Genomic DNA, 26,949 nt, shown 5'->3' on the forward strand with positions numbered 1-26,949 from the left:
AAAATCGAACCACGCGGCTGAGACCCCCGCTCGGGCTACGCCCTCACGGCGGTCTCAGCCGCGCGCAAGGGTGGCCGACTTTTGCGCCGCCCAGTGGCTGGGTTTTACGCCGCCGTTGACACCGCCGCCAAGTCGTCGGCTTTTCGACATCCGGAACGCGAGCGGGTGACATGATCAGCGTTTCCATCTGGGCCGGGGTCAGTAGCATGAGCCGCCCGATCTTGTGGAACTGGCCGGTCTTGTGCGCCTTGGAACGGATCAGGCGCGGCGACACATACACACCATGCTCTTTCAGGCTCTCGCTCCAGGCCTCGGGTGTCTGGCCTTGCGACAGGATCTCCGACATCAGATGTTTCCTCCGTGTGTCAACTCCCGCAATCAATTGCAATGTCCTGCCAATCTGTCATGATGTTTCTACAAAAATCCGAAAAAACGGAAATATATGACCGATTCATAGGTGAAATTCATGACAGCTTTCAAATTTGCTCCGTTGACACTGGCTGAAAAAGAAGCGGCAGAGAGGGAGTATCAGAAACATCGAGACCGAGCCTACATGGAAGCTCTTCACGGCCCCGATTCACCATTGCATCAAAATCTCCGCCGTTTCCGCATCAGAAAGGGACTGAAGAAGCAGGAGATTGCCGAAATGATGGGTGTCACCGCGCGCAGTTATTACGCCTATGAGGAGGGGCAGAGGCCGGTCCCCTCGGATGCGTTGGCCAAACTAGCGACGATGACTGAGGCCGATCTGAACGAGATCGTTATGGGGCGTGCTGCAAGAGATGATCTCCAAACGATCCGTGCCGCCATCGACGACATGATGCTGATCATGAAGTATTTGGTCGCCGAGTATCCTGCGATGGATATGAAGACGAGGCTGGAGGTGGCGCGTCATGCAGTCTCGGCTGATACTGGCGACTGGCCCCGTACCCACCCTGAAATGGTCAAAGGGTCAGTGAAGATCATAACGCGCTACCGGTTTCATCCCGAGGAACTGCCTCCTCCGCCTGATCCGGATCGTTATAAGGACAACCCTGAACTTTATGAACGGAAGCAGGCCGAATGGCAGGCGATGGTGGATGAAGGATTAGGTGATAGAGACTAGCCTTTCAACAGCGTCCAAGCCTCGACACCGAGCCCTTTGGCTACCTACATGGTGCGGCCCTCCTTTGTTGGGTTGGGGTGGGTTTCGCATGAACCGATAGCGGCAATTGCCAACGAATTCACCGTCATTCTCGCTCTGACATTTCCAGCTCTTCTCCCTCTCGCAGGACGCATCAGCGCTTCGCGGATGGTAGAACCTTGCCGTGTTGTGCACAGACCAAATCTTACGATGCCTTCTGTCTGCGGAATGTTCACATCGCACGTCCGGCCCAGGCCTCCTTCTCGCGTCCCACACAAGGCTCATCCTCGCGCGCACGGCAAGTCAGACATCGCTGGTCAGACCGGCGGGGAGGCGGAACCTCGAGGGAGCGCCGCCGGTCAATGGCTCTGAAGGGAAAAACCTACACCCTCTGTTGACTACTCCGTGAATTGCAACGAGAGTCTGTCCTGCTTATTGTCAAGCTAGTTTCATAGGTTCCAACTCAACCACATGATGTGCCGCGCGATATGTTCTCTGCTTGTTGTCCTGCTCGTGTTCGCGGGCGTGACGCAGCATGGGCAAAGTACTGGCACAGCCGGACTGTCGGCCGATCAAGTTGTCGCTTCGATCAGCCATCCCGGTGACAAAGGCGGGCATGAGCACGGCTCTTCGGGGGAAACCTCTCGGCACGATATGACCGATGCCTGTGCGATTGTATGTGTCGGCACACCTACGCCCTGGCTTGCTGCCGCGCAACTTGCGCCTGTTGAGACCGAGCATTCGCTGAAATGGCACTCTATAGCGGTGACACGTGATGGCCTTCTGGTCGGCCCCGGATACCGCCCTCCGAAATCCATCTGAACACTTGCTTTGCCGCACCTTTCAAGGTGCCGAACATGGTTCGCCCTACGGGGTCTGATGGATTATTCATATGACTTGCACACTGAATCGCCGCGGCTTTCTGGCCGCATCCGCTGCCATGGCCGCAGCTTTTGCCATCCCACGCACGAGCATGGCGCAGCCAGCCGCGCTGGCATTGCAGGCAACGACGCGCACACTTGACATCGATGGCCGCGCCGCCACGGTTTTCGGGCTGATCAACGGCAACGGAACGCCCGGTCTGGTTCTGGATCCGGGCCAGCGTTTCCTGCTGGACCTGACCAATGATCTGACCGAGCCGACGATCATTCATTGGCATGGACAGATCCCGCCGAACGCGCAGGACGGCGTTCCCGATATGCCGATGCCGCTGCTGCAGCCAGGAGAGACGCGTGCCTATGATTTTGAGGCCGCCGCAGGCACGCACTGGATGCACAGCCATGTGCCCATTCAGGAGATGCAGTTGCTGGCCGCACCCCTGATCGTCCGCCGCCCTGAGGATCTGCGAGTTGATCGGCAAGAGGTCACCATGTTCCTTCACGACTTTTCGTTCCGCTCGCCGGAAGAGGTGCTGGACGAAATCCGCTCGGGAAAGGGGCATGATGAGGCCGCCGAAGCCGAAATGTCGCAACCAGCCGATCCTCATGCCGGTCATGACATGGGCGATGGTATGGCCATGAATGGGATGTCGGAAATGGGCGGCATGTCCATGCCCGGCATGACCGGGATGCAGATGGACCTCAACGATTTCGATTTCGACGCTTATCTGGCGAATGACCGCACCCTGGGCGACCCCGAGGTCGTGCAGGTGGAAAAGGGTGGCCGGGTCCTGCTGCGGGTCATCAATGCGGCTGCGGCCACGGTGTTCTGGCTCGACAGCGGCGAGGTTCCGGGACGGCTTGTGGCGGTGGATGGCCAGCCGGTGCAGCCCTTTTCAGGAACGCGCTTCGGTCTGGCCATGGGGCAGCGCCTTGATATCGAGCTTGACCTGCCCGCCGAAGGCGGCGCCTGGCCGATCCTTGCGCTGCGTGAAGGCGCGCATGAGCGCGCCGGCCTGATCCTTGCGACCGCTGGCGCAAAGGTGCCTGTCATGCTCGGAATTGCCGACGATCCTGCACCTGCATTCGATATCGACCTTTCGCAGGAAGCCGCTTTGCGGGCCGTTGCGCCGCTGACGGAACGAACTGCCGATGCATCACCCATGGTGATGCTGGGCGGGCAGATGCAGCCCTATCGCTGGACCATCAATGACCGCGTGTTCGAGGATCGGGTTCCGGTCACGGCCGCATCCGGCCAACGGGTCGAGATCATGTTCCACAACATGTCGATGATGGGCCATCCCATGCATCTGCATGGCCATCATTTTCAGGTCGTCGCGATCAATGGCAGACGGTTTTCCGGTGCATTGCGCGACACGGTCTATGTGCCGCCCATGTCGATGGTCACGGTGGCGCTGGATGCGGGCGAGGCGGCGGAATGGATGCTGCATTGTCACCACATGCCGCATCTGGCCAGCGGCATGATGACGACGTTCGCGGTCTCAGCCTGACAGGGGAGCTATGATGTTTCAACGACGCGATATCCTGACCCTGGCACTTGCTGCCCCGACCATGGCCATCGTACCGCGCCTTGCTTGGGCCGGTCATTCGCTGCCACCCGAATTCCGCAGCCAGCTTGAACGTGACGCGAATGCTCCGATCTTCGGCAATCCTGACGGCGATGCGACTCTGATCGAGTTCTTCGACTATAACTGCCAGTTCTGCCGCGCGATGATGCCGGTGGTGGATACCGTGTTAGGAGCCGATCCCGGATTGCGGATGGTGATGCGGGAATGGCCGGTCTTTGGCGAGGGGTCGGTTTTCGCGGCCCGCGCGGCGCTGGCGTCGCGCAAGCAGGGCCGCTACGCCGACTTTCATCGCGCCCTGATGAGTCAGAAAGCCCGGGCCGAAAGGGCCAGCGTTCTGCGTGTTGCGCGATCCATGGGTGTAGACACTCAGCAGTTGCAGCGCGATATGGGCGGCCCGGAGATCGCCCAACATATCCAGCAGTCCAATGCGCTGGCCGAGGCGATGGGGCTTGTCGGCACCCCCACCTTCATCGCCGGATCGGATTCGCGCTTTGGTGCCATTTCTTCATCCGAATTGGCCGAACTGGTCGCGGCCTCGCGCCGGAACTGACAAATTTCAAGAAAGGACAATGCTATGGATCATTCTGATCGACACAAGAGCCACGGAAACATGAGCGGCGGAAGCTATGGCCGCTTTGCCGCGATGATCGTTACCTCGACGGTGGTCATGTTCGGGTTGATGTATCTGAACACCTGGGCAATGGATCACGTCTTTTTCAGCCAGACCCGGATGTGGATGGCGCTCTACATGGGCGGCGCCATGGCGCTGATCATGCTGGCCTTCATGCTGGGGATGTACCGCAATCCGCGTGCCAATTTGATCGTCGCGGGCCTTTCAATTCTGGCATTTGCCCTCGGCCTGTTTCTGGTTCGCAGTCAGGCAACGGTCGACGACACCGCCTGGATGAAGGCGATGATTCCGCATCACTCGATTGCGATCCTGACATCCACCCGTGCGGATATCTCGGATCCTCGCGTCCGGGCGCTGGCGGACAGCATCATCGAGGCCCAGACACTGGAAATCGCGGAGATGAAGGCGCTGATCGCCGATCTGGAAGGCGGACCTGCGGCGACGCCAGAGGTTGACGGGCGCTGAGACGATACGTTCGGCAATCGCGGCTTCCGCTGCGCTTGCCGCAGTCATCTGAAGGTTAAACCATTACGGGGAGCAATCACATGCTGACACGCAGACATTTCATCCGAACGACAACCGCGCTGTTCTCGGCTGCCGCCGCCAGCCCGCTGATGGCCTCGTCCTGGCCCGATGCGGCGCAGAAGGCCGCCTGGGATGCCGAGGTGGAAGCCGGTGGTCCCAATCCATGGGGCCTGCACCAGCGTTTCCTGCCGCAGCGGATTGTCGCGAATGACGGTTTGGTGCCGGGCGATATCCACGTCGATGCCGTGGCCCGATACCTCTACCACATCGAAGAGGGCGGCACCGCGATGCGCTATGGAGTGGCCATCGGTCGGGGCGATCTTTACGAGCCGGGGACCTATACAATCAAGCGCAAGGCCGAATGGCCGCACTGGACCCCGACCCGCAACATGATCGAGCGCGAGCCCGAGGTCTATGCGCAATATGAAAACGGCATGGAGCCCGGCCCCCGGAATGCGCTGGGTTCGCGCGCCCTCTATCTCTATCTCGGCGAGCGCGACACCTATTTGCGCATTCACGGCACGCCATTTCCGACCTCGATCGGCAGCCGCGCCAGCTCCGGCTGCGTCCGTATGGTCATGGCCCATATCAACGGGCTCTATCCACGGGTCCAGATCGGCGCGACCGCCTATCTCTATTCGCCGGAAGGCAGCGTGACGGCCATCAGCTGAACGGCTGCCCTCCGGCGATGCCGGGCGTCAGGACGTGCGCGCGTTGCAGATATGGTTGCCATTCGCGGCGCGCAGCGGCACCAGCGTCGTTTCGACCGGCCCGGCATGATAATACCAATAGCAGTCATCCGCCGGGTCGACGCGCGCCGTGGTCAGATCCTGATTGGGACCGGCAATGGCGACGACCTCGTTCGGGATCGGATAGGGCGAGGCCTCCTCGGCAGCGATATCGGGCGTCTGGGCCGCGCATCCGGCAAGGATGAGCAGCGTCAGGGCGATGGCGGCGGTTCTTATCTGCATGGGAAACTCCTTGGCTATGGTGGTGATGCGCCGGGGTGTCACGGCGCGCTGTCCTTGGTGATCCGGCTCTGGATCGCACGTTCCCGTTCGGGCCAGGTGGATTTGATATAGGTCAGAACGGCGGTGATCTCGGCGTTGCTCATGACATCGGAAAAGCCGAGCATGTCGCTTTCATAACCATCCCCGACCACGGCGGCGGTGCCGTCACGGACGATCTGTTCCAGAAGCGCGTCGGCGTGATGCCATGTGTGGCCGGTCTCGTCATGCGGGGGCGCCGGATAGCGGCCATTTGCCAGCGGGGTCTGCCAGTCCGGCTGACCCTCCAGATCGGCGCCGTGGCAACTGGCGCAGTTTTCTGCGTAGAGCCGCTGGCCAAGCGCGATCACGGCCTGATCCTGCGCGGCTGTTCCGGTGGCCCCGCTGCCGCGCCAGAGGATCAGGATCGCAGCGGCCAGACCGACTGCTGCGATGAAGATGAGTGCGTTGCGCCCCATTTTGCTACCCGCCCAGCGGAAAGGCGCGCCCGTCACCGGCAATGCCACCCCAGGCGATGACCTCGGCGGTGGCCTCGACCCCGCCGCCCATGCCCGGCGATCCGGCGGGCATCCCCGGCACGGCGATTCCCGTGATGTCCAGGCGCTGTTCCAGAAGCTGCCTTATGGCCGCGAAGGGCACATGGCCCTCGACGATATAGCCGCCGATCCGGGTCGTGTGGCAGGACCACAGGTTTTCGGGCACGGCAGCGTCACGTTTCATGCCGACATAGTTGCTGCTTTCGGTGATCTCGACCTCGAACCCCGCCTCAATGGCCATATCAGCCCAGGCGCCGCAGCAGCCGCAGCCGGGGTCCTTGGTGACACTCAGCAGGTTCGGTTTTTCGTCCGAACCGGTGGTGGCAAAGGCAAGGTTAGAGCTTGTCGATAGCATCGCGGCGACCGCAAGGATCGCCCCGCGACGCGAGAAGTGATGATTGCTCATATCTGATGTCCTTCAGGATGTTGCGCGCCGTAGGGTCATTCACCCCTGTCGTGGCGCGGTTAATCGGCTTGTGACCCCTTGGGCCAGGTGGCGTCAGAGAGCAGCGGTGCGCGGAGGGGGCAGCGGCAAGCGCGGCCTGGCGGATTTCATATCCACCAGTGGAGCAATGTGCCGGATTCGGCGTGGCAACCGGGCCGCGTTCGGCGTGGTTTCGGCATGGCCGATGGCGGCACAGGCCGCACAGTCGCCATGTGGAGAGTCGGGCTGCGGGGTACAGCATTCATGCGCGGCTGGCGACAGGGATGTTTCGACCTTCGAGGCCGTCGGCGATGCTTCAGACGAGGCGGCGCCCGTCAGGGCCAGCGGCATCATCACCGCCAGCATGACAGCAAGCAGGGCCGACAGCAGGAACCGCATCAGTCTCGCACCTTTTCCAGCAATTCGACGACCTCGCGGAACATGACCCGCTGCCGGTCCTGATCGCCGGATTGGATCGCGTCTTCCATGCAGCTGCGCGCGTGATCCTCGATCAGCAGGCGTTCGACCCCGCGCAGGGCGGACCGGATGGCGGCGGTCTGGTTCAGGATGTCGACGCAATAGCGCCCATCCTCGACCATACGCGAGACGCCCTGCACCTGACCGTTCAGGCGGGAAAGCCGCTTCAGGATCGCGTCCCGGTTCTGCTTGTCATGCGCCAAGGAGGGCTCCGATCTTCAACATCTGCGGCTTGTGCTATACCCTCAAGGGGTATAGAGCAAGTCTGATATACCCCCTATAGGTATCCACCGGGAGAGAATCATGGACCATAAGCACGAGCATTCGCATGGGCATCACGATCACGGAACACACGGTGGCGCACCGGCACAGGCTGATCCCGGCAAGGCCATCGACCCGGTTTGCGGCATGCAGGTGACGATCAAGCCCGAGGCGCGGCACCGCGACTATGAGGGACAGACCTTCTATTTTTGCTCGGACGGTTGCCAGTCGAAGTTCGACGGCGATCCGTGGTTCTACGCCTCGGGCGCGGCGGCCAAGGCCGACAAATCCGCGCCGGCAGGCACGCAGTGGACTTGCCCGATGCATCCCGAGATCGTCCGCGACGAACCCGGTGCCTGTCCGATCTGTGGCATGGCGCTGGAGCCGATGATCCCCTCGGATGAACCCAGCCATGAACTGACCGATTTCACCCGCAGGCTCTGGGTCAGCATGGCCGCCGCCGTGCCGCTGCTGATCCTGACCATGGGCGAGATGGTGGGCATCCCGGTCCGTGACTGGATCGGGCACCGCACCGCCGTATGGCTAGAGTTCCTGCTGGCCACGCCCATCGTGCTCTGGGCGGCGCGGCCCTTCTTTCAGCGCGGGTTGGATTCCTTCAAAAACCGCTCGCCGAACATGTGGACGCTGATCTCGCTGGGTGTCGGCGCGGCCTATCTCTATTCGCTCTTCGCGACATTTCTGCCGGGCATCTTTCCCGCAGAATACCGGATGGGCGGCATGGTCGGCACCTATTACGAGGCCGCCGTGGTCATTGTCGCGCTGGTCTTTGTCGGGCAGGTGCTGGAATTGCGCGCGCGGGAACGCACCGGCGATGCAATCCGGGCGCTGATGGATCTCGCGCCCAAGACCGCCCGGCGCATCCTGCCCGATGGCAGCGAGTATGACGCGCCGCTGGAAAACATCACGGCGGGCGATCTCTTGCGCGTGCGGCCCGGCGACAGCGTGCCGGTCGATGGCGAGGTGGTCGAGGGGCGGTCTTCCGTCGACGAAAGCATGATCACCGGCGAGCCGGTTCCGGTCGAGAAGGTGCAGGGCGACCGCGTGACCGGCGGCACGATTAATAAGAACGGCACGCTGGCGATCCGCGCCACCGATGTCGGCGCCGATACGGTGCTGTCGCAGATCGTGCAGATGGTCGCGGGCGCGCGGCGATCCAAGGCGCCGATTCAGGGGCTGGCCGACCGGGTCTCGGCGATCTTCGTGCCGACCGTCGTGGTGATCGCCATCGCGGCCTTTTTCGTCTGGCTGATCTTCGGCCCCAGCCCGTCCTATATCTTCGCCGTCGCCTCGGCGGTCTCGGTGCTGATCATCGCCTGTCCCTGTGCGCTTGGGCTGGCGACGCCGATTTCCATCACCACGGCGGCGGGGCGTGGGGCGCAGGCCGGTGTGCTGGTCAAGAATGCCGAGGCGCTGGAACTGATGGCCGATGTCGACACCCTGATCGTCGACAAGACCGGCACCCTGACCGAAGGCAAGCCCGCGCTGACCGATGTGACCAGCTTCGGTGACGTGCCCGAGGATGAGTTGTTGGCCGCCGCCGCCGCGCTGGAACGCGCATCCGAACACCCGCTGGCAGAGGCGATTGTCGAGGGCGCGAAGGCGCGCGGGTTGAGCCTTGGCAATGGCGAGGAGTTCGAGGCCATCACCGGCAAGGGGGTGATCGGCAAGGTAGATGGCCGGGACGTGGCGCTTGGCAACAACGCGCTGATGACCTCGCTTGGCATCGACTGCGACACGGGCGAGGACACCGCCGATCGTCTGCGCGGTGAAGGCAAGACCGCCATGTTTGTGGCGCGTGATGGCAGGCTGGCGGGGCTGGTCGCCGTGGCCGACCCGATCAAGCCGGCCGCAGAAGCCGCGATCCGTGACCTGCACGATCTGGGCATAAAGGTAATCATGGCAACCGGCGACAACGAACGCACGGCGCTGGCCGTGGCAAGCCGCTTGGGCATTGACAAGGTCCGCGCCGGAATGCTGCCCGAGGGCAAGAAGGATCTGATCGACGGGCTGCGCGGCAAGGGGGACAAGGTCGCCATGGCGGGCGACGGGGTAAACGACGCACCAGCGCTGGCTGCGGCGGATGTCGGTATCGCCATGGGCACCGGCGCCGATGTGGCGGTCGAAAGCGCCGGGCTGACCCTGCTGGGCGGCGACCTGACCGGCATTGTCCGCGCCCGCAAGCTCGCCGTGGCCACCATGCGCAACATCCGACAGAACCTGTTCTTTGCTTTCATCTATAACGCAGCCGGGATTCCGGTGGCGGCAGGGCTGCTCTATCCGGTCTTTGGCCTGCTGCTATCGCCGATGATCGCGGCGGCGGCCATGTCGCTGTCCTCGGTCTCGGTCATCGCCAATGCGTTGCGGCTGAAGCGAGTGAAGCTATAGGGTTGAGGGAGCGGTGTGTGGGTTTGAAATTTCGGTTTCAGCCCGATCAGGGTAGTCCCAAACAGAGGTCGCGGCTTTCCATCAGGGCGACGACATTAACGACGACCGTTGGCAATGTGAGTTTTCTTCTCAGCGAGCCCTCTCTTGCTGGCAACGCATGGGCCGCACTTTTGTTGGCGGACTTACGATGGTGGAAAAATCATCTACCTCAACGCCACCTCAACCCTTGGCTGCAGTTTTCGCGCAGGTTGTTCCGTCGGATGTCGCTCAATGCAGTTGAGCGTCGACATGGAAATCGCAATAAATCAAACGATTGTCGCGTAACGTGCTGAAATTACTGGGCTCCCGAATTTCGCCTCTGATCTGCTTATAACCTGAAGGTCGTAGGTTCAAATCCCGCCCGACCAGTAGGTCGTTCCGGTCTCTCGTGATCTAGCCCCTGAATGTCGGCTTATACAGATTGTTGCAAATGCTGCGCCGCGCTGCCGCAAGTCGGCTCTCCACCCAACCACCCTAATCCTCTGCCCTCCGTATAGCGTCCATGATGCTACTTCCATCACATCCTATGGCGGTCACGATCTGGACGAACTCGACAACCTCCACCTTCCGTTCTCCGTTCTCGTATTTCGCGACGAATGATTGAGGCCGTTTGAGACGGTCAGCCAGCTCGGTCTGGGTAAGCCCCGCGTCCAGCCGTGCCTGCTTCAATGCCGCCATGAGCGCAAGATGCCCCGGACTGCGCAAGGTTCGTCCCATGTTGTGAACTCCGAATAAATCCGGAATTCGGATAATCTTGCTTGAGGATTATCCCATTTTAGGTTATCGATTTGCTGATTTACACAAATGTGCGGAGGCGTCTCATGGCCCAGTGCCCCCATTGCATGACCGATATACATGACGAGGCATCCGTCTGCCCCTCCTGCGGCGCAAAGAAGGGTGTTTATGGGCCGGGATGGACGGCGGATGACTATGTGGGCCGCGCCAAGGTGATCGCCGCGCTCGCCGGGTTCTTCCTGCTCATCGGCGTCGGTTTCCTGATCGCCGGGCAAGGTGGCATTTTCATCCTGATGGCCGTTGTGGCGCTGTTCGTGGGTTCCTTGGCCATCGTGACGCTGGTCATGTCGGGAGGGAAAGAGAAATGGTACCGCTGATGCTAGAGGACCCGAAGGGGGTCGCTCGGCGGATGCGCGCTCTGGTGCAGCCCTTCACCGCGCCTTATTGGTACGACGCGCCCGAAGGTCAGCCCAACCAAGCCGATCTGGAATGCGCCGCCGATATGCTGGACCAGTTCATCGACGCTCTGGATGAAAGCCTGCCCGGCATCTATCGCGAGCTGGTCCCGGCGGATGAGGAGATCGACTGGTCTACTCCGCGCGGGATTTCCACCGGACGATCTGGGCCGATGTTCCGGCTGTCGGTGCTGCCGGGCGGCGGCTACCGGCTGGCCGCTGAACATGGCGATCAGCACTTTATCGGCGACAACCTGCGCTTCGAGGCCATGGCGATGCTGGTCCGTGTGCTGCTGAACATGTGGGGCAACGATGGCTGACAAGAAACACACCTCCTTCACGCTGAGCGAAGAGGGCCACAAGGCGATGCGCATCGAGGCGCTGAAGCGCGGCCTGACCATGAACCAACTGATCATTCAGGGGCTGGCAAAGATCGGTGTGGATTTACCGGCGGAGGATCTGAAATCATGAAGTGGCAGATTGCCGCTGCTTTCACCGCACTCGCCACCCCGGCATTCGCGGACGGCTGGTATTTCGAAGCGTCACTTGAAGGCGGCGCCGAATTCTGGACGTTCACCAACGCCACAGGAGACGCCAACCCACGCCGCAACCGGAGCGATGAAATCTGGATCATCCGCTCGGATCAGATCGGCGATCTTGGGTCAGACGGGGCATGCACCTTCGAGAACTGCGCCGTGAAGGTGATGCTGGGCGGACAGGTCCCGGCGGCTCGGGACCGGGTGCAGATCGCCTTCGCCAATGGCCAAGCGCTGGACTTCGAGGCGCGCGGCGGCGAAGTTCTGTTCGACAATTATTCCACCGCTGGCATGGGTGCGACAGGGATGTTCGTGGACAACATCCGCGCCGCGAAATGGGTCGAGATCAGCTTTGGCGGGCGCTCGCACAAGTTCAGCCTTGCGGGGTCAGCAAAGGCACTGGATGCGATCCAGCCTTATCTGCGATAAGTACGATTGCGAAATAGAGCGATAGTGCCATCGCGCTATTTTACTGTCGCGGACAATAGCCCCGCTGGAAACCCCACAATCGCTCGATCCTTGGCGTCTCGCTCATGTGGATTTTCCGGCTGCCGCTGCAATCGAAACGCGACTGACATCGCCAGCCCAAAAGGCAGGGGAAGGCGCGTTTCGGTGGTTGGGTTCGCCAGTAGTATGCATGAGGCTTTCGGTCCAGCGGCCAGATCATGTCGCCGCGAACGATGGCTTTTGAGCGGATATGCCCGGATCAACAGTCGGCAATCATGAAATTCGGCAACGTCCTCGCTGACAGGCTGGGTTCAGGGGCGCAGCGCCCTGATCGACATTTTGCGGGTGGGTGCGTCAGCAACCGGGCCCCGTAAAATAATAGTCGGTCACTAATACTTAGCGGAAACCACGAAGATAGGTCATGATGGATCAACTTAGGTCATCTCCGGCCCCACCATCATTCGGAGGTGAAACGGAAAACAGCGTTGTGTCGGGGATTGTCCGGCTGTGAATCCTTGGCGACCAATGCCGCAACGCCACGCGCACGATCCAGATCTCGCCGGGCCGTGTCCTCGATATCGCGCCAGGCTGGCGTTGCCTCTATGACGCCCGCCAGTGTGCTGGGTCGGGATGACCAGCCGAAGGCGATCTGCGCGCTGCGGGTGATCCGGTCCACCAGCTCGTCCCATTTCAGCCAGCGGGGGATTGCTTCAGCCAATCGCTGGGTCCAGTCGATCACCATGGCGAAGATGTCGCGGAACTGCTCTGATAAGCTGACGTTCGGAGATGTGCCGCTCAATGCCTCCAATCCCTGCCGGATCATCGGATCCACGCGGGCGTGCAGTTCTGCGTTTTCATCTGCGTTCCGGGCCGGATAGCCACGCGGGTCTATCCGGCGTGTCACACGCGCCAGCAGGCGCTCGTTGGCCTCAGTAGCGGCAAGCGCGCTGATCAGGCCTTCCTCGGCCAGCCGCTGCCCGATTGCAGCGTCTTGCAGCCGCTGCTCTGCCGTGCGCTTTGCTGCGGCCTGCTCGCGGACCTCAGCCTGTTCGGCCCGGTCATTGGCCGCCGCCGCGCTGCGCTCAGCTTTCTCTGCGCCCTTTTGGAGCGCGATACGGATTTGTTCGGCCTTCCAGGTCGCCCTGTCGAGTCGGCGGCGCTTTGGTCCGGTGCGCGCCTGCCCGTGCTTTGAGCCAACTTCAGCGTAATATCGATCCTGCCAGGCGCTCATTGCCCGCCGATAGGATCTTGATGGCGACCCGGACCAGCCATTCCGGATGTGATGGTCTTGGGCAACGTGCCCTTCGTGGCACAGCTTGGCATTCATACGCGGATTGGTCTCCGAGATCAGCGGCAAGGCGAGCACATGAAGATGCGGGTGCGATTCATCGCGGTGTTCCACAATCGTCATGATTTCCAGATCGTTTGCCGCTGCATCCCGTCTGGCGAATGCGATCACATCATCGCGCCACGCCCGATACTCTTCTTCATCCATGTCTTCGACAGTGTCGGGATAGCTGAACACCGATGCCATCAGTAAATGCGTATCGACGCGGATCCCGCGCAGTTCGGCCTTCTGGTCCGGAGATTCCGTGCGCATTTTTCGTAAGGCCCGGTTTTGTTCGGTCACACGGGAATCGATCATGCCGATCAGGTCATGCGGCTGAATCCCTTCCAGGATGCCCGGCGGTTGAGGGTTTGGAACATGCGAGCAGGCACCTTCCAGGCGTTCCAGTTCTTCGATGATTGAGCGGACAGAACGGCTTTTGGAGTTTCCCTTCTGGCTATAGGTCTGCTTGTGGGCGAAGATAGATTTCCCGCTCGCTGCAGGGACGTCAGTCATATTTCGCCCCTTTGGGCGAAAGCAAGCAGCTCTCCTATCAGACGGTCCAGAACGGCGCTCTGTCGGGTTTCGCCCCGTGCCATGCCGATAAAAGCCGCAGCAGCATTCCTGACCCGGTATTTGCCGGAGCGACACGCATTGTGATCGGCGACCAAAAGGCAGAGCGTCGTCCTCGATCCACCAAGCATCTCACATTGGCGTTGCCAGACTCCTTGGGTGATGCCGATCTGATGGGCGCGCTCCCGCGCCGCCATTTCAAGGCTTCGCCATGTTGGTAATCCCCCTGGCTCACTGATCGCGTAAAACTCAGCAAGCTCACAAAACTTCGGGCCAGCCAGTCGTATCGCGAGCGCCGGGGTGACGCGCACCGGCCGCGCTTCGCACTGCTTCTCAGCCCTACAGGTTTTATTGATATTTTCTTTACTTGTATTGGGTGGGGGTGAAATGTCGCACTGGTGGGACTTTTCACCCCTACCGATTTCCGTCGAAAAGTCTGCCCAGACGGCTTCCAGTGCGTCGGCAACCTGCTTAAGGCGCACAAAGCTCTGGATTGTCGACGGGCGACGATTGGGCAGGATATCCTCGGCAGCCTCCATCGCACCGTCAAAACGCAGCCTCCGGATGTCGCCGAACAGCTTCTTGATTCGGGTGCGCAATCTATCGGCTTCGGCATCTTCGAAAGAAGCCCGTTGGGAAGCAGCCTGAATCTCGACCGCATTGGCAATTAGTGGTGCAAGGTTGATCCCAAACTCATGACCGATCTTCCCACCCTCGCGTGATCCGCAGCGACGACTGTGATCCGAAGCAGATTTTGCCAGCAGCCCCCGCACAAGCAGATCAGCCTCAATGCGCGCAACCTGTCGCCTATCGAGCCCCGCCTGAGCCGCAATCTTGGTAACCGAAGTCCAGAAGCTGCAAATCCGGCCTGCCAGGTAGTCCTCGTCCATTGTGTTGGAGATTGCGACTTTCAGATAAGCGATCGCGCCTTTGCTGAGGCCAAGTTGCCGTCGGGCGTTTTCGATCAATCTGAAGAACTGCCAACGCGTCATACCCTCCGGCAAACCGCCATGTGTGAGGTGCCGTGTCATGGCAGCACCCTGGTGTGCAGTGCGCGAAATAATCCGATAGTTGCGTAGCGGTCGTACCTGGTGCTATTCTGGCAAAGAAAGCTGAGCGCTTTTGTTTTTGATTTGATCCCTGTTCCGGTTGCCGCCGGGCAGGGATTTTTTGTTTCACTGTATCGTCGGAATTCTCCAGGTGCCGGATCGGGCTGTACGGGTTTTGTACCGGTGTTCTTTACATGTTCCCGTGCAAAAGCCGGAAAATCCTGCACGATGCTGCAAGTCCGTTCAGAAATTTCAGCACAACCAACTGCTTTTATTTTATTTTTTGGTGACCCCGGCAGGATTTGAACCTGCAACCTGCCCCTTAGGAGGGGGCTGCTCTATCCAGTTGAGCCACGGGGCCGTCGCCCTCCTTCTGCCGATCCTGACGTCATTTGGCAAGGTGCTTGCCCTGCGGGGCTGTCATGCGCTAACTCAAGCAAACTGGTCAGGACAAACGAATGCACCAACGCAAGAAACGCCGCCCGCTGACGCTGCGCGACGTGTCCGAAGCTTCGGGCGTGTCGGAAATGACCGTCAGCCGCGTGTTGCGCAATCGTGGCGACGTCTCGGCAGCGACACGGGAAAAGGTTCTGACCGCCGCCAAGACGCTGGGTTATGTGCCAAACAAGATCGCCGGCGGACTGGCCAGTCAGCACGTCAATCTGGTCGCCGTGGTTATTCCTTCGCTGGCCAACCTGGTGTTTCCCGACGTGCTCAGCGGGATTTCGGCTGAACTGGATGACACGCCCTTCCAGCCGGTGATCGGGGTGACGAACTATTCGCTCTCGCGCGAGGAAGCGGTGCTTTACGACATGCTGTCCTGGCGGCCGTCCGGGGTGATTCTGGCGGGGCTGGAACATAACCGCACCTCGCGCGCGATGCTGGAGGCGGCGTCGATCCCGGTGGTCGAGATCATGGATATCGACGGCGACGTGATCGACACCGCGGTCGGGATCAGCCATCTGGAGGCCGGGCGGCAGATGGCGGCCGAGATCCTTGGGGCGGGTTATCGCCGGATCGGCTTTATCGGCACCCATATGCCCGAAGATCATCGCGCCAAGAAACGACTGGCAGGGTTGGAGGCCGCGCTGTCGCAAGCCGGGGTGCCGCTGGCGGCGCGCGAGTTCTATCAGGGCGGGTCGTCGCTGGCGAAAGGGGTCGAGCTGACCGAGCGCATTCTGACCCGTGAACCGGACCTGGATTTTCTGTATTATTCCAACGACATGATTGGCGCGGGCGGGCTGTTGTGGTGCCGCGAAAAGGGCTATGACATTCCCGGCAAACTGGGGCTTGCGGGCTTCAACGGCGTGGACCTGTTGGACGGGCTGCCGATGCGTCTGGCGACGACTGATGCGCGCCGAGTGGATATCGGACGCCGTGCTGCGCGTATCGTCGCCGGGAAAGAGCTGCGCCCGGAAAGCGGCAAGCTGGTCCTGACGCCCTATTTCATGCCCGGCGATACCATTCGCACGCCGGCCTGACGGCGGCTTTCGGCCGGGTTTCAGCCCCTGCTGTATCGAGGTTGACCCGGGTCTTGCAACTTTTCGTGCAATCCTGCACTGAACTGCAAAACAATGCAGGTCCTTGCAATGCTCGATCTCAACTGTCCGCAGACCCGACAGTCGCTGATTTCGGATCGGCTTGATTCCGGCCAGCCGCTGATCGCCGCGTCCCTGGCCGATGAACTTGGCATTTCCGTCGATACATTGCGGCGCGACCTGATCGCGCTGGAACAGCGCGGTTTGCTGCGCCGGGTGCGCGGCGGTGCAATTCCCCTGACCCCGCCACTGCCGCCATATTCCGTCCGCGTCGAAGCGCCCGAGCCGGCGCTGGATCGGCTGGCAGCCGCCACGGCACCCATGCTGGAAGGGGTCGGGACGGTCTTTCTGGACGGTGGCACGACGATGAACGCGGTTGCGGCACAGCTGCCGGCCGGCTTCGGCGGGCTGGTGGTCACGCCTGCGCCCTCGGTCGCGCTGGCGGCGCTGGCGCGGGGCGCGCGCGTTCATCTGATCGGCGGCGCGCTTTGTCCCGATGGTGCCATGGCGACGGGGGGCGACGCTGAACGCGCCATCGCTGGCATCGCCGCGGATTTTTGCCTGCTGGGGGCCTGCGGGCTGTGGCCGGGCTTTGGTCTCAGCGCCGAAGACAGCGCCGAGGCGGGGGTCAAACGGGCGATGGCGCGGGCCGCTGGCCGGGTCGCGGTGGTGGCGGCGGCGTCAAAGCTGGCACGGCGCGGGCGGCACAACGTCCTTGCGCTGGAAGAAATTGATCTGCTGGTGACCGATGCGGATGCGCCCGATATGGCGCCTTTCTGCGCGGCCGGAATAGAGGTGCATTATGTCTGAAGTCACAAGCCGGCCGGGCAGGCATGAAGGCGCGTTGTGGAACGATGCCGGTTGGCGCGCGGTCACTGCCGCCTTCACGCTGAACGGGATGCTGTTCGGGGTCTGGGCCTCGCGGGTGCCGGGTTTCAAGGAAAGCTTCGCCCTGTCCGAGGCGACGCTGGGCTTTCTGCTGCTGGCGCTTGCGGGCGGAGCGATTACCTCTTTCCCGCTGGCCGGGGGGCTCAGCGAACGTTGGGGCGCGTCGCGGATGACCATCCTTTGCGCGATGTTGTATTGCCCGGCGCTGATCGGGTTGGCGCTGGCGCCGACGCCCTTGGCTCTAGGGGTGGCGCTGTTCGCTTTCGGGGCGCTGCATGGTGCGATGGATGTCTGCATGAATGGCTGGGCTGCCAAGGTCGAGACCCGGATGGAGCGGTCAACCATGTCGATCTTCCATGCCATGTTCAGCCTCGGTGCAGGTCTGGGCGCGGCCAGCGGCTATGCTGCCGTGCGGGTCGGGCTGTCGCCGCTGACGCATTTCACAATGGTCGCGGTGATCGGCGGCGCGCTGGCGCTGTGGCTGATGATCCCGCAGAGGGGGCCAAAGCCGGCCCCGCATATCGTGAAGGGGCGTGGCAGCTTTCTGGCGCTGCCCTCGGGGCGGCTGGCTTTGGTTGGGCTGGTGGCCTTCTGCGTGTCCATGGGCGAGGGGGCCATGGCGGATTGGAGCGCGGTTTTCATGGAGCAGCTGATCAAGGTCAGCGAGGCGCAGGCAGCGCTTGGTTATGCCGCGTTCAGCGCCACGATGGTTCTGACGCGGCTGTCGGGGGGCGTGCTGGTGCAGTGGATGGGACCGGTCAAGGTCACGCGCATCAGCGGCCTGACGGCCTTTCTGGGGCTGCTTGTCGTGCTGACGACGAACAACCTTGCGGTTGCGTTGCTGGGGTTTGCGATGATCGGGGTGGGCTATGCGGTGGTCATGCCACTTGTCTTTTCCCGCGCCGCCAACGACCCCGACGTGCCATCGGGACCGGCCATCGCCAGCGTGGCGACGGTGGGTTACGGCGGCATGTTGCTGGGGCCGCCGGTGGTGGGCTTCGTGGCCCAGATTGCCGGGCTGCGGGTGTCATTCGGGATGTTGGCAATGCTGGCGCTGCTGGCGGTGGTGCTGGCCCCGGTGCTGCGGATCGATCCGCGCCGCTAGTTAGTCCGGCAGCCTGAAGGTGCCGTGCTGGTGGTGCCTTCCGGTCGGCCGCTTGATGGTCAGCGGTGGGGGGGGCAGCGGGCACCGCCGTTGCGGAGATCATCGGAATGAAAAAGGCCCGGCGCATGGGCCGAGCCTTGGGAATTACAGCGCGGTCTTGCGCATTTCGTCCAGATAGATCTCGCGCAGCCGCTCGGCGATCTTGCCCGGCGCGCCGCTGCCGATCTTTGCGCCGTCGATTTCCACGACGGGCATCACGAAGGCCGAGGCCGACGTCACGAATGCCTCATCCGCCTGTGCGGCTTCCTCGGGGGTGAAGCCGCGTTCCTCGACCTGCAACTGCGCCTCGCGCGCCAACCGCAGCACGGCGGCGCGGGTGATGCCGTGCAGGATGTCATTGGACAGCTCGCGCGTGACGATGCTGTTGCCCTTGACGATATAGGCGTTATTCGATGTGCCCTCGGTTACCTTGCCGTCCTCAACCAGCCAGGCGTCATCGGCCCCCTGCGCCTTGGCGGCCATCTTCGCCATGGACGGATACAGCAGCTGGACCGTCTTGATGTCGCGCCTGTCCCAACGCTGGTCGGGAAGGGTGATGACACGCCAGCCGGTCTTTACGGCCGGGTTCTCGGCCAGGCCGGGTTTCGACTGGGTAAAGGCAACCACGGTCTGCGGGGTGTCTTTCGGCGGATAGGCGAAGTCACGGTCACCCGGATTGCCGCGGGTCACCTGCAGATAGATCAAGCCGTCGTTGATCCGGTTCTTTTCCACCAGCGCGCGGAACATCTCCAGATAGGCGTCATCGGTCATCGGCTGGCCGATTTCCAGCGCGTCGAGCGAGCGGTTCAGTCGGGCCTGATGACCGGGAAAGTCGATCAGCTTGCCGTCCAGCACGCTGACCACCTCATAGACGCCATCGGCCATCACAAAGCCGCGGTCAAAGATCGAGACCTTGGCGTCACCTTCGGGCAGGTATTCGCCATTGACGTAAACGATGCGGGACATGCGCGGCTCCTGTGATTTCTGGCACGGTGCCGTCATGCGCCTGCAGGGGCAGGGCGTCAAGCGGCAGAAACATGTCACTGGTGCAACAGGACAGTTGACAGAATGCCGCACCGTCAGGCAGAAGTGGTATAGCGTCACGCAGCCGTGATCCACACAGACGCATTCGTATACGCAGGGTGCCGGGCGGGGAGGCCAGGGCACCCATCTGCGGGAGGAGACAGGCCCTTCGCCGATCCGGTGGGGGGCCTGTTTCCTTTACCTCGCGCAGCCTTCCTTCCTGCGGCCCGGCCTTCTGCGGTTCCCTTTTGCCCCGGCACCGGGCAAGCTGCGCCGATGCGCCCCAGCAAGGAACCCGCAATGGATACCCGCTTTCACCTCGCCTACCATATCCGCGACCTTGACGAGGCCCGCGCCTTCTATGGCGGCGTCCTTGGCTGCGAAGAGGGCCGAAGCACCGACACATGGGTCGATTTCGACTTTTTTTGCCATCAGATTAGCCTGCATCTGGGCGAGCCCTTCAAGACCGGCAACACTGGCAAGGTCGGCGATCACATGGTGCCGATGCCGCATCTGGGGCTGGTGATGCGGCAGGCCGACTGGCAAGCGCTTGCCGACCGGCTGGAGGCCGCAGGCACCCAATTCATCCTGCCGCCGCAGACCCGTTTCAAGGGCGAGCCGGGCGAACAATCGACAATGTTCTTCACCGACCCCTCGGGCAATCCGATCGAGGTCAAGGGCTTCGCCGACTGGGACGGCATCTTCGCGCGCTGAGGGGCGTGTGTTGCACAAGTCCTGTGCCGCGCCGCAATCGCGGCATCAAATCGCTGCGACGGCCCGGAACGGTCACGGTGTCGTGCGCGTTTCGCTTGCAACCGTCGCCGCAAGGTGATGTGCAAGCTTAACGAAGGACTGCCATACAGGACGCATGAAAAAACTCGCTCTCGCTGTCGCGCCCGTCATCGCCCTTCTTGCCACGGCCCCGGCCGCCTTGGCCGAGAAGATCCCCCTGAACGCCATTTCGAACTACTTGAACGGTCTTTCGACGCTGCAGTCGGAATTCACTCAGGTGAACCCTGACGGCACGATCTCTGCCGGTACGGTCTATATCCAGCGCCCGGGTCGGGTGCGGTTCGAATACAAGAACTCGAAACAGCTGATGCTGGCCTCGGGCGGGCAGGTTGCGGTGTTCGATGCCAAATCGAACCAGGGACCGCAGGTCTATCCGCTCAGCCAGACGCCGCTGTCGATCATCCTGGATCAGAACGTCAATCTGGCCCGCAAGGGTATGGTGACCGGCCATTCGGAACGCAAGAACACCACCGTGGTGAAGGCGCATGACCCGGCCCATCCGCAATATGGCAGCATCGAGATGATCTTCACCTCGCCGACCGAGCTGCGCCAATGGGTCGTGACCGACGACACCGGCAAGAAGACGACGGTGATCCTGGGCGAAATGCGCAAGGGCGTCAGCTTCAAGCCCTCGACCTTCGTGATTCAAAGCGAGATCGACCGCCGCAAGTAAGCGGCCAGATCGCGACAGAAAAGGGGCCGCATCCATGCGGCCCCTTTTGCATTGATTTTTAGCGCCCCGCGCTATTGGACGCCGGCCCGGTGGAACAACCGGCCCTCGCCGGCCTCGCCGCCCCAGGCGATGACGTCAAAACGGGCGGCGGGATCGTCGCCCATTCCGGGCGAGCCCTCGGGCATGCCGGGGACCGCGATACCGGTCACGTCGGGGCGGGTTTCCAGCAAGCGGGCAAGCGCGTCGAAGGGGACGTGACCTTCGACCACGTAGCCGTCGACCTTGGTGGTGTGGCAGGACCAAAATGCGCCCGGCACCCCGGCCTTGTCCTTGACCGCGCCGATATCTGGGGTCTCTACGACCGTGACATCATAGCCGGCCTTGCGCGCAAGATCCGCCCAGGCGGTGCAGCAGCCACATGACGGATCCTTGTGGACGCGCATTGCGGTGCCTTCGGCAAAGGCAGGGCCGGACAGGGCCAGCATCAGGGCGGCCAACCCGAAAACTCTGCGATTCATCTGTATTCTCCGTGATCTGATGAGGAAGCGCCAGCAGGCGCGGCTGTCATCAGATCCGGCGGGGCGGCGGCTGCGCGGGGTCGGGCATCCGCCCGGTCAGGCGTTCGGCCCGGAAGGCTATGCGCAGCGCATGGGCCGGGCGGTCAGGTGCGACCAGCGGCGCGGCCTCGCGCAGTCCAGTCTGCATCTGGCAGGCGGGGGTGCGGTGGCTGCTGTCCTGGCAGCAATCGGGCATCTCCGTATGCGCCATGGCCTCAGACTGTGCTGCAAAAGGCAGGCCGGCCGCCGCCGCGACATTCATCGGCGTCATGGCAAGGATCGCCAGCATCAGAATTGCGCGCACAAGAACCATGACGCGAACCTATGCCGCTGGGTCATGCGCTGGCAATAGCCGCGCATCTGATCGGGCTGCGGCGGAATGTCCCGCGCGGCGGCGCCTTAGCGGCAGCTGCGCAGCTGGGCGTGATACATCTCTGCCCGCGCCTGTACCTTGCTCGACACTGCGACCAGCCAGCCTTTCGACCGATAAGATCCGCGCGCATAGCCCGAGCGTCCTTCGTGATAGGCCAGATACTGCGCGCGCGCGTCCCATTTCGAGATTCCCAGCCGCCGGGTCGAGCCGTCCATGTACCAGCCCATGAAATCGGTGGCGTCGCGGATGTCATCGCGCGAGGCGCGGCGGTTGCCGGTTTCCTGCTGATACTCCTCCCAGGTGCCATCCAGCGCCTGGCTGTAGCCATAGGCAGAGCTTTGGCGGCCGATCGGGATGATCCCAAGCGCATATTGATGCGGCGTGCGCGCGTCGCCGATGAATTTAGATTCCTGGTGGATCGCCGCCATCTGCACCGCAACCGGCACCCCCCAGCGGCGTTCCGCCCGCTGCATGGCGCGGTAATAGGCCGGGCGCTCTCGGATGATCGCGCAGGCGTTGTCCAACTGACGCGGCGCGGAATAGTTTCCGCCGCCGCAGGACGCGACCAACATCAGGATCGCCAGTTTCAGAAACCTGTTCATGACTGCACTGCCTCTTGTTCTTTTGTCCGCATGTTAGGGGATTTGGCCGCGCGGATAAACATCCCCCTCGGCAGGCACGCTGCCCAAGGAAGCGGCAGGCGCGGAAATCCGCGCAGTCGCCGATGGTGAAAGGTCAGTGTCACCGACTTTTCAATGTCCGAAAGCCACGTCATGCTGACCTTCAAGGTTCGGCTGTATGAGGGTTCTGATGTATTACAATGAAATGCTAGACGGCACGAAGGTACGCGAAGCCTATGCGGGCCTGTCGGATTGGGTCGATCAGATGCCCGCCGAGATCCGCCAGATGAAACAGGCCGAGGCCGAGGCCCTGTTCCGCCGCATCGGCATTACCTTCGCCGTCTATGGTGAGGGCGGCGACCCGGACCGGCTGATCCCCTTCGACATGATGCCCCGCATCTTTACCCAAAGCGAATGGCGCAGGCTGGAACGCGGCATCAAGCAGCGCGCCCGTGCGTTGAATGCCTTCCTGCGCGATGTGTACGGCCGGGGAGAGATCGTCCGCGCCGGCCGCATCCCGGCCCGGCTGGTCTATCAGAACGATGCCTATGAAAAGGCCGTCGTGGGATTCGTGCCGCCGCGCGGGGTTTACAGCCACATCATCGGCATCGACCTTGTGCGCACCGGCCGCGATGAGTTCTTCGTGCTCGAAGACAATTGCCGCACTCCCTCGGGCGTCAGCTATATGCTGGAAAACCGCGAGATCATGATGCGGATGTTCCCCGAACTGTTCCGCGGCAACCGGATCGAGCCGGTGGACGGCTATCCCGACCTCTTGCGCCGAACGTTGGAAACCGTGGCACCCGCGAAATGTCAGGGCCGCCCCCGCGTGGTCATCCTGACGCCCGGCCATTTCAACAGCGCCTATTACGAACACAGCTTCCTTGCCAATCTGATGGGGGTGGAGCTGGTCGAAGGCGCCGATCTGTTTGTCGAGGGCGAGTTCGTCTATATGCGCACGACCGAGGGGCCAAAGCGCGTCGACGTCATCTACCGCCGCCTCGATGATGCTTTCATCGACCCGCTGACCTTCCGGCGCGATTCCATGCTGGGCGTGCCGGGGCTGATGGATGTCTACCGTTCCGGCGGTGTGTCGATCTGTTCTGCACCGGGTGCGGGCGTGGCCGATGACAAGGCCATCTATACCTTCGTGCCCGAAATGGTCCGCTTCTATCTGGGTGAAGAGCCGATCCTGAAGAATGTCGACACCTGGACGCTGTGGAAGGATGACGATTTCAAATATGTCATGGACAACCTCGGCGATCTGGTGGTGAAAGAGGTCCACGGCTCGGGCGGTTACGGGATGCTGGTCGGCCCGCGTTCAACCAAGGCCGAGATCGAGGAATTCCGGCAGCGCATCAAGGCGAACCCGTCCAATTACATTGCCCAACCGACACTATCGCTGTCGACCTGCCCGACCTTCGTCAATGAAGGCGTGGCCCCGCGCCATGTCGACCTGCGACCCTTCTGCCTGTGCGGCGAGCGGATCGAGCTGGTGCCGGGTGGCCTGACCCGCGTGGCGCTGAAAGAGGGCAGCCTTGTGGTGAACTCGTCGCAAGGCGGGGGTGTCAAGGACACCTGGGTCCTGTCGGAATAAGGGGGAAGACCATGCTCAGCCGCACCGCATCCAACCTGTTCTGGCTTGGCCGCCACATGGAACGCGCCGAAACCGCATCGCGCCTGTTCGAGGTGGGGGCACGCATCACGCTGCTGCCCAACACCGCCGAGGGCTATCAGAACGAATGGCAATCGCTGCTGCGCGCCACCGGCGTGTCAGACCGCTTTGCTGCCCGCTACGACGAGGTGAGCGAGGAGAACATGGAGAAATTCATGATCTTCGACCGCGATAACCCCTCGTCGGTGGCCAGTTGCATGCATGACGCACGCGAATCCGGCCGCATCGTGCGCACCGCACTGACCAGCCGGGTCTGGGATGCGCTGAACGTGTCCTGGCAGGAAATGCGCGGCATGGAGCCGGGACAGGAAGACGCCGCCGATCTGGCCGATTTCGTCGCCCGTCATGCCGCCACCGTCCACGGGGCCATCGACGGCACCCAGCTGCGCAACGATGGCTTTCATTTCATGAAGCTCGGCTATGCGTTGGAACGGGCGGATTCGACGGCCCGCGTGCTGGACGTCAAATATTTCGTCCTGCTGCCGCGGGTGGAGTTCGTGGGCTCTGGCCTCGACAGCTATCAATGGCAGGTGATCCTGCGGGCATTGTCGGCGCATCGGGCCTTTCACTGGGCTTACGGCGACGATGTCAGTGCCGGGCGCGTGGCGCATTTCCTGATCCTGAACGATGAATCGCCGCGCTCGCTGATGACCTCGGTACTGGAGGCGCTGTCGCATCTGGACGCGCTTGTCCGCCGCTATGGCCAGGACGTGCCCCATTCCGCCCGCGACCGCGCGCAGGCGCTGGCGGACCGGTTGGGCAGTACCGATATCGAGGATATTTTCGACGAAGGCCTGCACGAATTCCTGTCCGATTTCATCCGCGAGATCGGTGACATCGCCAATCGCGTGCAGGCTGACTATTTCCACGGAAGGGGCTGAGGATGCGCCTGAAGATCACTCATCAAACCGTCTATCGTTACGATGCCCCGGTCGGCTTCGTGGTGCAAAGCCTGCGGCTGACGCCCTCGGTCTTTGATGGCCAGAAGGTCATCGAATGGAAGGTCGATATCGACGGCGCCGAACCCGGCCCCGGCTTTCGCGACGGTGCCGGCGACTGGGTCCAGGTCTGGACCATGCGCGGCCCGGTCACCGAGGTTCCCGTCCGTATCGAGGGCGTGGTCGAGACCGCCGATCTTTCGGGGGTCCTGCGCGGCCATCGCGAAATGATCCACCCGATGGTCTATCTGCAATCGACCGATGCCACGGCACCTGACGATGCCCTGCGCGCGCTGGCAGAGGAGCCCGAGGCCGACCTGTCGCCGCTGGATCTGGCCCATGCGCTGTCGGCGCGCGTATCCGAGGTAATCGCCTATCGGCCCGGCGTCACGCACCTGAATACCACGGCCGCCGAGGCGCTGAGTCTGGGCGAGGGGGTCTGTCAGGACCACGCCCATGCGCTGATCGCGCTGGCGCGATTGCGTGGGCTGCCAGCGCGATATGTCTCGGGCTATCTCAGCGCCGATGCCGATGGCGCCGAACATGAGGCCGCGCATGCCTGGGCGGAAATCCATGTGGACGGGCTTGGCTGGGTCGGCTTTGACGCCGCCAATCGCTGCTGCCCCGATGACCGCTATGTCCGCACTGGCTCGGGGCTGGATGCCCGCGATGCAGCGCCGATTCGGGGCGTCCGCGCCAGCACCGGCATGCGCGCCGAGGAGCTTGACGTCACGGTTGCGGTCGAACCGGTCGCACCCTAGATTGCGGAGTTACGAAATCCGTTGAGCTGCCGATGACCTATTGTGTTGCGCTGAAACTGAATGCCGGACTGGTGCTTCTTTCCGATACCCGGACGAATGCCGGGCTGGACAATATCGCCACCTATCGGAAGATGTTCTTCTTCGAAGAACCGGGCGAGCGCGTGATTGCGATCATGACGGCGGGCAGCCTGTCGGTCACGCAGACCGCCATTTCCCGCTTGCGCGAGGCGATTGACGACCCCGATGCTGATGGCCGCACCTCGATCATGCGGGCCGAAACCATGCTTGGCGTGGCCGATATCATCGGCGATACGCTGGCGCGTACCCGGCGCGAGATCGCCAGCCAATGTTCCGATCTGAAGCAAAGCCAGGCCTCGGCCAGCATGATTGTCGCCGGCCAGCGGGTGGGCGGCGACATGCGGCTGTTCCTCGTCTATCCCGAAGGCAACCATATCGAAGCCACCGAGGACACGCCCTATCTGCAGATCGGCGAACACAAATACGGCAAGCCGATCCTCGACCGGGTGGTGACGCCGGCGACCAGCCTTGAGGACGCGCAGAAGGCGGCACTGTTGTCGATGGATTCGACGATGAAGTCGAACCTGTCGGTGGGGATGCCGCTGGACCTTGCGGTGATCGAAAAGGATGCCTGCCGGGTCAGTGCCAAGCGGCGGATCATGAACGGCGACCCGCAATTCTCGGCGATGTCCGATGCCTGGTCCGAGGCGCTGCGCGATGCCTTCGTGAAAATGCCCCTCTGACCTCAGGTTTCGGCCCGTGGCCGAGCCTGCGCGCCACCTGTCCAGTGGTTTTCTGCGCCCAGCGGGGCCAGACCGGCCGACGGTGGAAAACGGTCCATCGGCAAATCTTGGCCGAATCACCACGTCGGTGGAATTAGGTCTTGCCGGGCTACTGATGGTGATTCGGGGGCAAAATTATCCACAACCTT

General features: G+C 62.3%; 33 protein-coding genes and 1 tRNA gene. 19 read left to right on the forward strand and 15 right to left on the reverse strand.

Annotated features, from left to right (window positions below):
- Positions 1–43: 43 nt before the first annotated feature.
- Positions 44–346: a hypothetical protein gene (locus G7044_RS00005; RefSeq protein WP_166324101.1), complete on the reverse strand. Its 303-nt coding sequence runs from the start codon at positions 344–346 to the stop codon at positions 44–46.
- A gap of 120 nt (positions 347–466) precedes the next feature.
- Here G7044_RS00005 and G7044_RS00010 point away from each other — a divergent pair, with 120 nt between their 5' ends.
- From G7044_RS00010 to G7044_RS00030, 5 genes are all read left to right on the forward strand, one after another.
- Complete coding sequence (locus G7044_RS00010) at positions 467–1,105, forward strand: helix-turn-helix domain-containing protein (protein WP_166324104.1); 639 nt, start codon at positions 467–469, stop codon at positions 1,103–1,105.
- Between the two features lie 910 nt (positions 1,106–2,015).
- Positions 2,016–3,512, forward strand: a complete 1,497-nt coding sequence (locus tag G7044_RS00015; protein ID WP_166324107.1) for a multicopper oxidase family protein — start codon at positions 2,016–2,018, stop codon at positions 3,510–3,512.
- A gap of 10 nt (positions 3,513–3,522) precedes the next feature.
- A complete protein-coding gene (locus tag G7044_RS00020) occupies positions 3,523–4,140 on the forward strand; it encodes a DsbA family protein (protein WP_235931093.1) in 618 nt (205 codons plus the stop codon).
- 24 nt (positions 4,141–4,164) lie between these two features.
- Positions 4,165–4,686 carry a DUF305 domain-containing protein gene (locus G7044_RS00025; RefSeq protein WP_235931094.1) on the forward strand — a complete coding sequence of 174 codons (522 nt, stop codon included), beginning with the start codon at positions 4,165–4,167 and terminating at the stop codon, positions 4,684–4,686.
- A gap of 80 nt (positions 4,687–4,766) precedes the next feature.
- A complete protein-coding gene (locus G7044_RS00030; protein ID WP_166324110.1) occupies positions 4,767–5,417 on the forward strand; it encodes a L,D-transpeptidase in 651 nt (216 codons plus the stop codon).
- A gap of 27 nt (positions 5,418–5,444) precedes the next feature.
- Here G7044_RS00030 and G7044_RS00035 read toward each other — a convergent pair whose 3' ends face one another.
- The 5 genes from G7044_RS00035 to G7044_RS00055 all read right to left on the reverse strand — a co-directional run bounded on the left by G7044_RS00035 (position 5,445) and on the right by G7044_RS00055 (position 7,393).
- Positions 5,445–5,717 carry a hypothetical protein gene (locus G7044_RS00035; protein ID WP_166324113.1) on the reverse strand — a complete coding sequence of 91 codons (273 nt, stop codon included), beginning with the start codon at positions 5,715–5,717 and terminating at the stop codon, positions 5,445–5,447.
- A 38-nt stretch (positions 5,718–5,755) separates the two neighbouring features.
- On the reverse strand, positions 5,756–6,211 hold the full coding sequence (locus tag G7044_RS00040) for a c-type cytochrome (RefSeq protein WP_166324116.1): 456 nt from the start codon (positions 6,209–6,211) through the stop codon (positions 5,756–5,758).
- Positions 6,212–6,215: 4 nt separating this feature from the next.
- On the reverse strand, positions 6,216–6,695 hold the full coding sequence (locus G7044_RS00045; protein ID WP_166324119.1) for a DUF411 domain-containing protein: 480 nt from the start codon (positions 6,693–6,695) through the stop codon (positions 6,216–6,218).
- Between the two features lie 93 nt (positions 6,696–6,788).
- A complete protein-coding gene (locus G7044_RS00050) occupies positions 6,789–7,112 on the reverse strand; it encodes a hypothetical protein (RefSeq protein ID WP_166324122.1) in 324 nt (107 codons plus the stop codon).
- Positions 7,112–7,393 carry a metal-sensitive transcriptional regulator gene (locus tag G7044_RS00055; protein ID WP_166324125.1) on the reverse strand — a complete coding sequence of 94 codons (282 nt, stop codon included), beginning with the start codon at positions 7,391–7,393 and terminating at the stop codon, positions 7,112–7,114. Before G7044_RS00055 ends, G7044_RS00050 begins: the two co-directional genes overlap by 1 nt.
- 100 nt (positions 7,394–7,493) lie before the next feature.
- Between G7044_RS00055 and G7044_RS00060 the strand changes: the two genes are divergently transcribed.
- Entirely contained in the window at positions 7,494–9,857 is a 2,364-nt protein-coding gene (locus G7044_RS00060; protein WP_207630131.1) for a heavy metal translocating P-type ATPase, read from the forward strand.
- 513 nt (positions 9,858–10,370) lie between these two features.
- Here the strand turns inward: G7044_RS00060 and G7044_RS00065 are convergent.
- A complete protein-coding gene (locus G7044_RS00065; RefSeq protein WP_166324128.1) occupies positions 10,371–10,613 on the reverse strand; it encodes a helix-turn-helix domain-containing protein in 243 nt (80 codons plus the stop codon).
- A gap of 104 nt (positions 10,614–10,717) precedes the next feature.
- Here G7044_RS00065 and G7044_RS17850 point away from each other — a divergent pair, with 104 nt between their 5' ends.
- Genes G7044_RS17850 through G7044_RS00085 form a run of 4 tightly spaced genes read left to right on the forward strand, consistent with a single transcriptional unit; the run spans position 10,718 to position 12,051 of the window.
- Positions 10,718–11,008, forward strand: coding sequence for a zinc ribbon domain-containing protein (locus G7044_RS17850; RefSeq protein ID WP_207630132.1), 291 nt, complete (start codon positions 10,718–10,720; stop codon positions 11,006–11,008).
- Positions 10,996–11,406 (forward strand): hypothetical protein, encoded by a 411-nt coding sequence (locus G7044_RS00075; RefSeq protein WP_166324131.1) that lies wholly within the window; start codon positions 10,996–10,998, stop codon positions 11,404–11,406. Before G7044_RS17850 ends, G7044_RS00075 begins: the two co-directional genes overlap by 13 nt.
- A complete protein-coding gene (locus tag G7044_RS00080; protein WP_166324134.1) occupies positions 11,399–11,557 on the forward strand; it encodes a hypothetical protein in 159 nt (52 codons plus the stop codon). The genes G7044_RS00075 and G7044_RS00080 overlap by 8 nt, the downstream gene beginning before the upstream one ends.
- Positions 11,554–12,051, forward strand: a complete 498-nt coding sequence (locus tag G7044_RS00085; protein WP_166324137.1) for a hypothetical protein — start codon at positions 11,554–11,556, stop codon at positions 12,049–12,051. Before G7044_RS00080 ends, G7044_RS00085 begins: the two co-directional genes overlap by 4 nt.
- 475 nt (positions 12,052–12,526) lie before the next feature.
- Here G7044_RS00085 and G7044_RS00090 read toward each other — a convergent pair whose 3' ends face one another.
- From G7044_RS00090 to G7044_RS00105, 4 genes are all read right to left on the reverse strand, one after another.
- Positions 12,527–13,912, reverse strand: coding sequence for a plasmid recombination protein (locus G7044_RS00090; RefSeq protein ID WP_166324140.1), 1,386 nt, complete (start codon positions 13,910–13,912; stop codon positions 12,527–12,529).
- Positions 13,909–15,000, reverse strand: a complete 1,092-nt coding sequence (locus G7044_RS00095; protein ID WP_166324143.1) for a helix-turn-helix domain-containing protein — start codon at positions 14,998–15,000, stop codon at positions 13,909–13,911. Before G7044_RS00095 ends, G7044_RS00090 begins: the two co-directional genes overlap by 4 nt.
- Complete coding sequence (locus tag G7044_RS00100; protein ID WP_166324146.1) at positions 14,997–15,332, reverse strand: hypothetical protein; 336 nt, start codon at positions 15,330–15,332, stop codon at positions 14,997–14,999. The genes G7044_RS00095 and G7044_RS00100 overlap by 4 nt, the downstream gene beginning before the upstream one ends.
- Positions 15,303–15,379: transfer RNA gene (locus tag G7044_RS00105), tRNA-Arg, on the reverse strand. The genes G7044_RS00100 and G7044_RS00105 overlap by 30 nt, the downstream gene beginning before the upstream one ends.
- A gap of 97 nt (positions 15,380–15,476) precedes the next feature.
- On the opposite strand from G7044_RS00105, the gene G7044_RS00110 reads away from it, so the two are divergent.
- The 3 genes from G7044_RS00110 to G7044_RS00120 all read left to right on the forward strand — a co-directional run bounded on the left by G7044_RS00110 (position 15,477) and on the right by G7044_RS00120 (position 18,549).
- Positions 15,477–16,499, forward strand: a complete 1,023-nt coding sequence (locus tag G7044_RS00110) for a LacI family DNA-binding transcriptional regulator (RefSeq protein ID WP_166324149.1) — start codon at positions 15,477–15,479, stop codon at positions 16,497–16,499.
- A gap of 108 nt (positions 16,500–16,607) precedes the next feature.
- Entirely contained in the window at positions 16,608–17,366 is a 759-nt protein-coding gene (locus tag G7044_RS00115; protein ID WP_166324152.1) for a DeoR/GlpR family DNA-binding transcription regulator, read from the forward strand.
- On the forward strand, positions 17,359–18,549 hold the full coding sequence (locus G7044_RS00120) for an MFS transporter (RefSeq protein WP_166324155.1): 1,191 nt from the start codon (positions 17,359–17,361) through the stop codon (positions 18,547–18,549). Before G7044_RS00115 ends, G7044_RS00120 begins: the two co-directional genes overlap by 8 nt.
- A gap of 144 nt (positions 18,550–18,693) precedes the next feature.
- Here G7044_RS00120 and G7044_RS00125 read toward each other — a convergent pair whose 3' ends face one another.
- Positions 18,694–19,554 carry a D-amino-acid transaminase gene (locus G7044_RS00125; protein WP_166324158.1) on the reverse strand — a complete coding sequence of 287 codons (861 nt, stop codon included), beginning with the start codon at positions 19,552–19,554 and terminating at the stop codon, positions 18,694–18,696.
- Positions 19,555–19,911: 357 nt separating this feature from the next.
- On the opposite strand from G7044_RS00125, the gene G7044_RS00130 reads away from it, so the two are divergent.
- On the forward strand, positions 19,912–20,325 hold the full coding sequence (locus G7044_RS00130) for a VOC family protein (protein WP_166324161.1): 414 nt from the start codon (positions 19,912–19,914) through the stop codon (positions 20,323–20,325).
- 154 nt (positions 20,326–20,479) lie between these two features.
- Positions 20,480–21,076 carry a LolA family protein gene (locus G7044_RS00135; protein ID WP_166324164.1) on the forward strand — a complete coding sequence of 199 codons (597 nt, stop codon included), beginning with the start codon at positions 20,480–20,482 and terminating at the stop codon, positions 21,074–21,076.
- A 71-nt stretch (positions 21,077–21,147) separates the two neighbouring features.
- Here the strand turns inward: G7044_RS00135 and G7044_RS00140 are convergent, their stop codons facing one another.
- From G7044_RS00140 to G7044_RS00150, 3 genes are all read right to left on the reverse strand, one after another.
- Positions 21,148–21,594, reverse strand: coding sequence for a DUF411 domain-containing protein (locus G7044_RS00140; RefSeq protein WP_166324166.1), 447 nt, complete (start codon positions 21,592–21,594; stop codon positions 21,148–21,150).
- Between the two features lie 49 nt (positions 21,595–21,643).
- Positions 21,644–21,946 (reverse strand): hypothetical protein, encoded by a 303-nt coding sequence (locus G7044_RS00145; protein WP_166324169.1) that lies wholly within the window; start codon positions 21,944–21,946, stop codon positions 21,644–21,646.
- Positions 21,947–22,032: 86 nt separating this feature from the next.
- The gene (locus G7044_RS00150; protein WP_166324172.1) at positions 22,033–22,608 is read right to left on the reverse strand and encodes a transglycosylase SLT domain-containing protein; all 576 of its coding nucleotides are present in this window, start codon (positions 22,606–22,608) and stop codon (positions 22,033–22,035) included.
- 196 nt (positions 22,609–22,804) lie between these two features.
- Here G7044_RS00150 and G7044_RS00155 point away from each other — a divergent pair, with 196 nt between their 5' ends.
- The 4 genes from G7044_RS00155 to G7044_RS00170 are packed head-to-tail and all read left to right on the forward strand — an operon-like array spanning position 22,805 to position 26,761.
- Complete coding sequence (locus G7044_RS00155; RefSeq protein WP_166324175.1) at positions 22,805–24,223, forward strand: circularly permuted type 2 ATP-grasp protein; 1,419 nt, start codon at positions 22,805–22,807, stop codon at positions 24,221–24,223.
- Between the two features lie 11 nt (positions 24,224–24,234).
- Positions 24,235–25,182: an alpha-E domain-containing protein gene (locus G7044_RS00160; protein ID WP_166324178.1), complete on the forward strand. Its 948-nt coding sequence runs from the start codon at positions 24,235–24,237 to the stop codon at positions 25,180–25,182.
- A gap of 2 nt (positions 25,183–25,184) precedes the next feature.
- Positions 25,185–26,000 (forward strand): transglutaminase family protein, encoded by an 816-nt coding sequence (locus tag G7044_RS00165; protein WP_166324181.1) that lies wholly within the window; start codon positions 25,185–25,187, stop codon positions 25,998–26,000.
- 32 nt (positions 26,001–26,032) lie between these two features.
- Positions 26,033–26,761 (forward strand): proteasome-type protease, encoded by a 729-nt coding sequence (locus G7044_RS00170; protein ID WP_166324184.1) that lies wholly within the window; start codon positions 26,033–26,035, stop codon positions 26,759–26,761.
- Positions 26,762–26,949: the final 188 nt, after the last annotated feature.

Source organism: Paracoccus xiamenensis (assembly GCF_011308835.1).
In the GTDB taxonomy this organism is placed as follows: domain Bacteria; phylum Pseudomonadota; class Alphaproteobacteria; order Rhodobacterales; family Rhodobacteraceae; genus Paracoccus; species Paracoccus xiamenensis.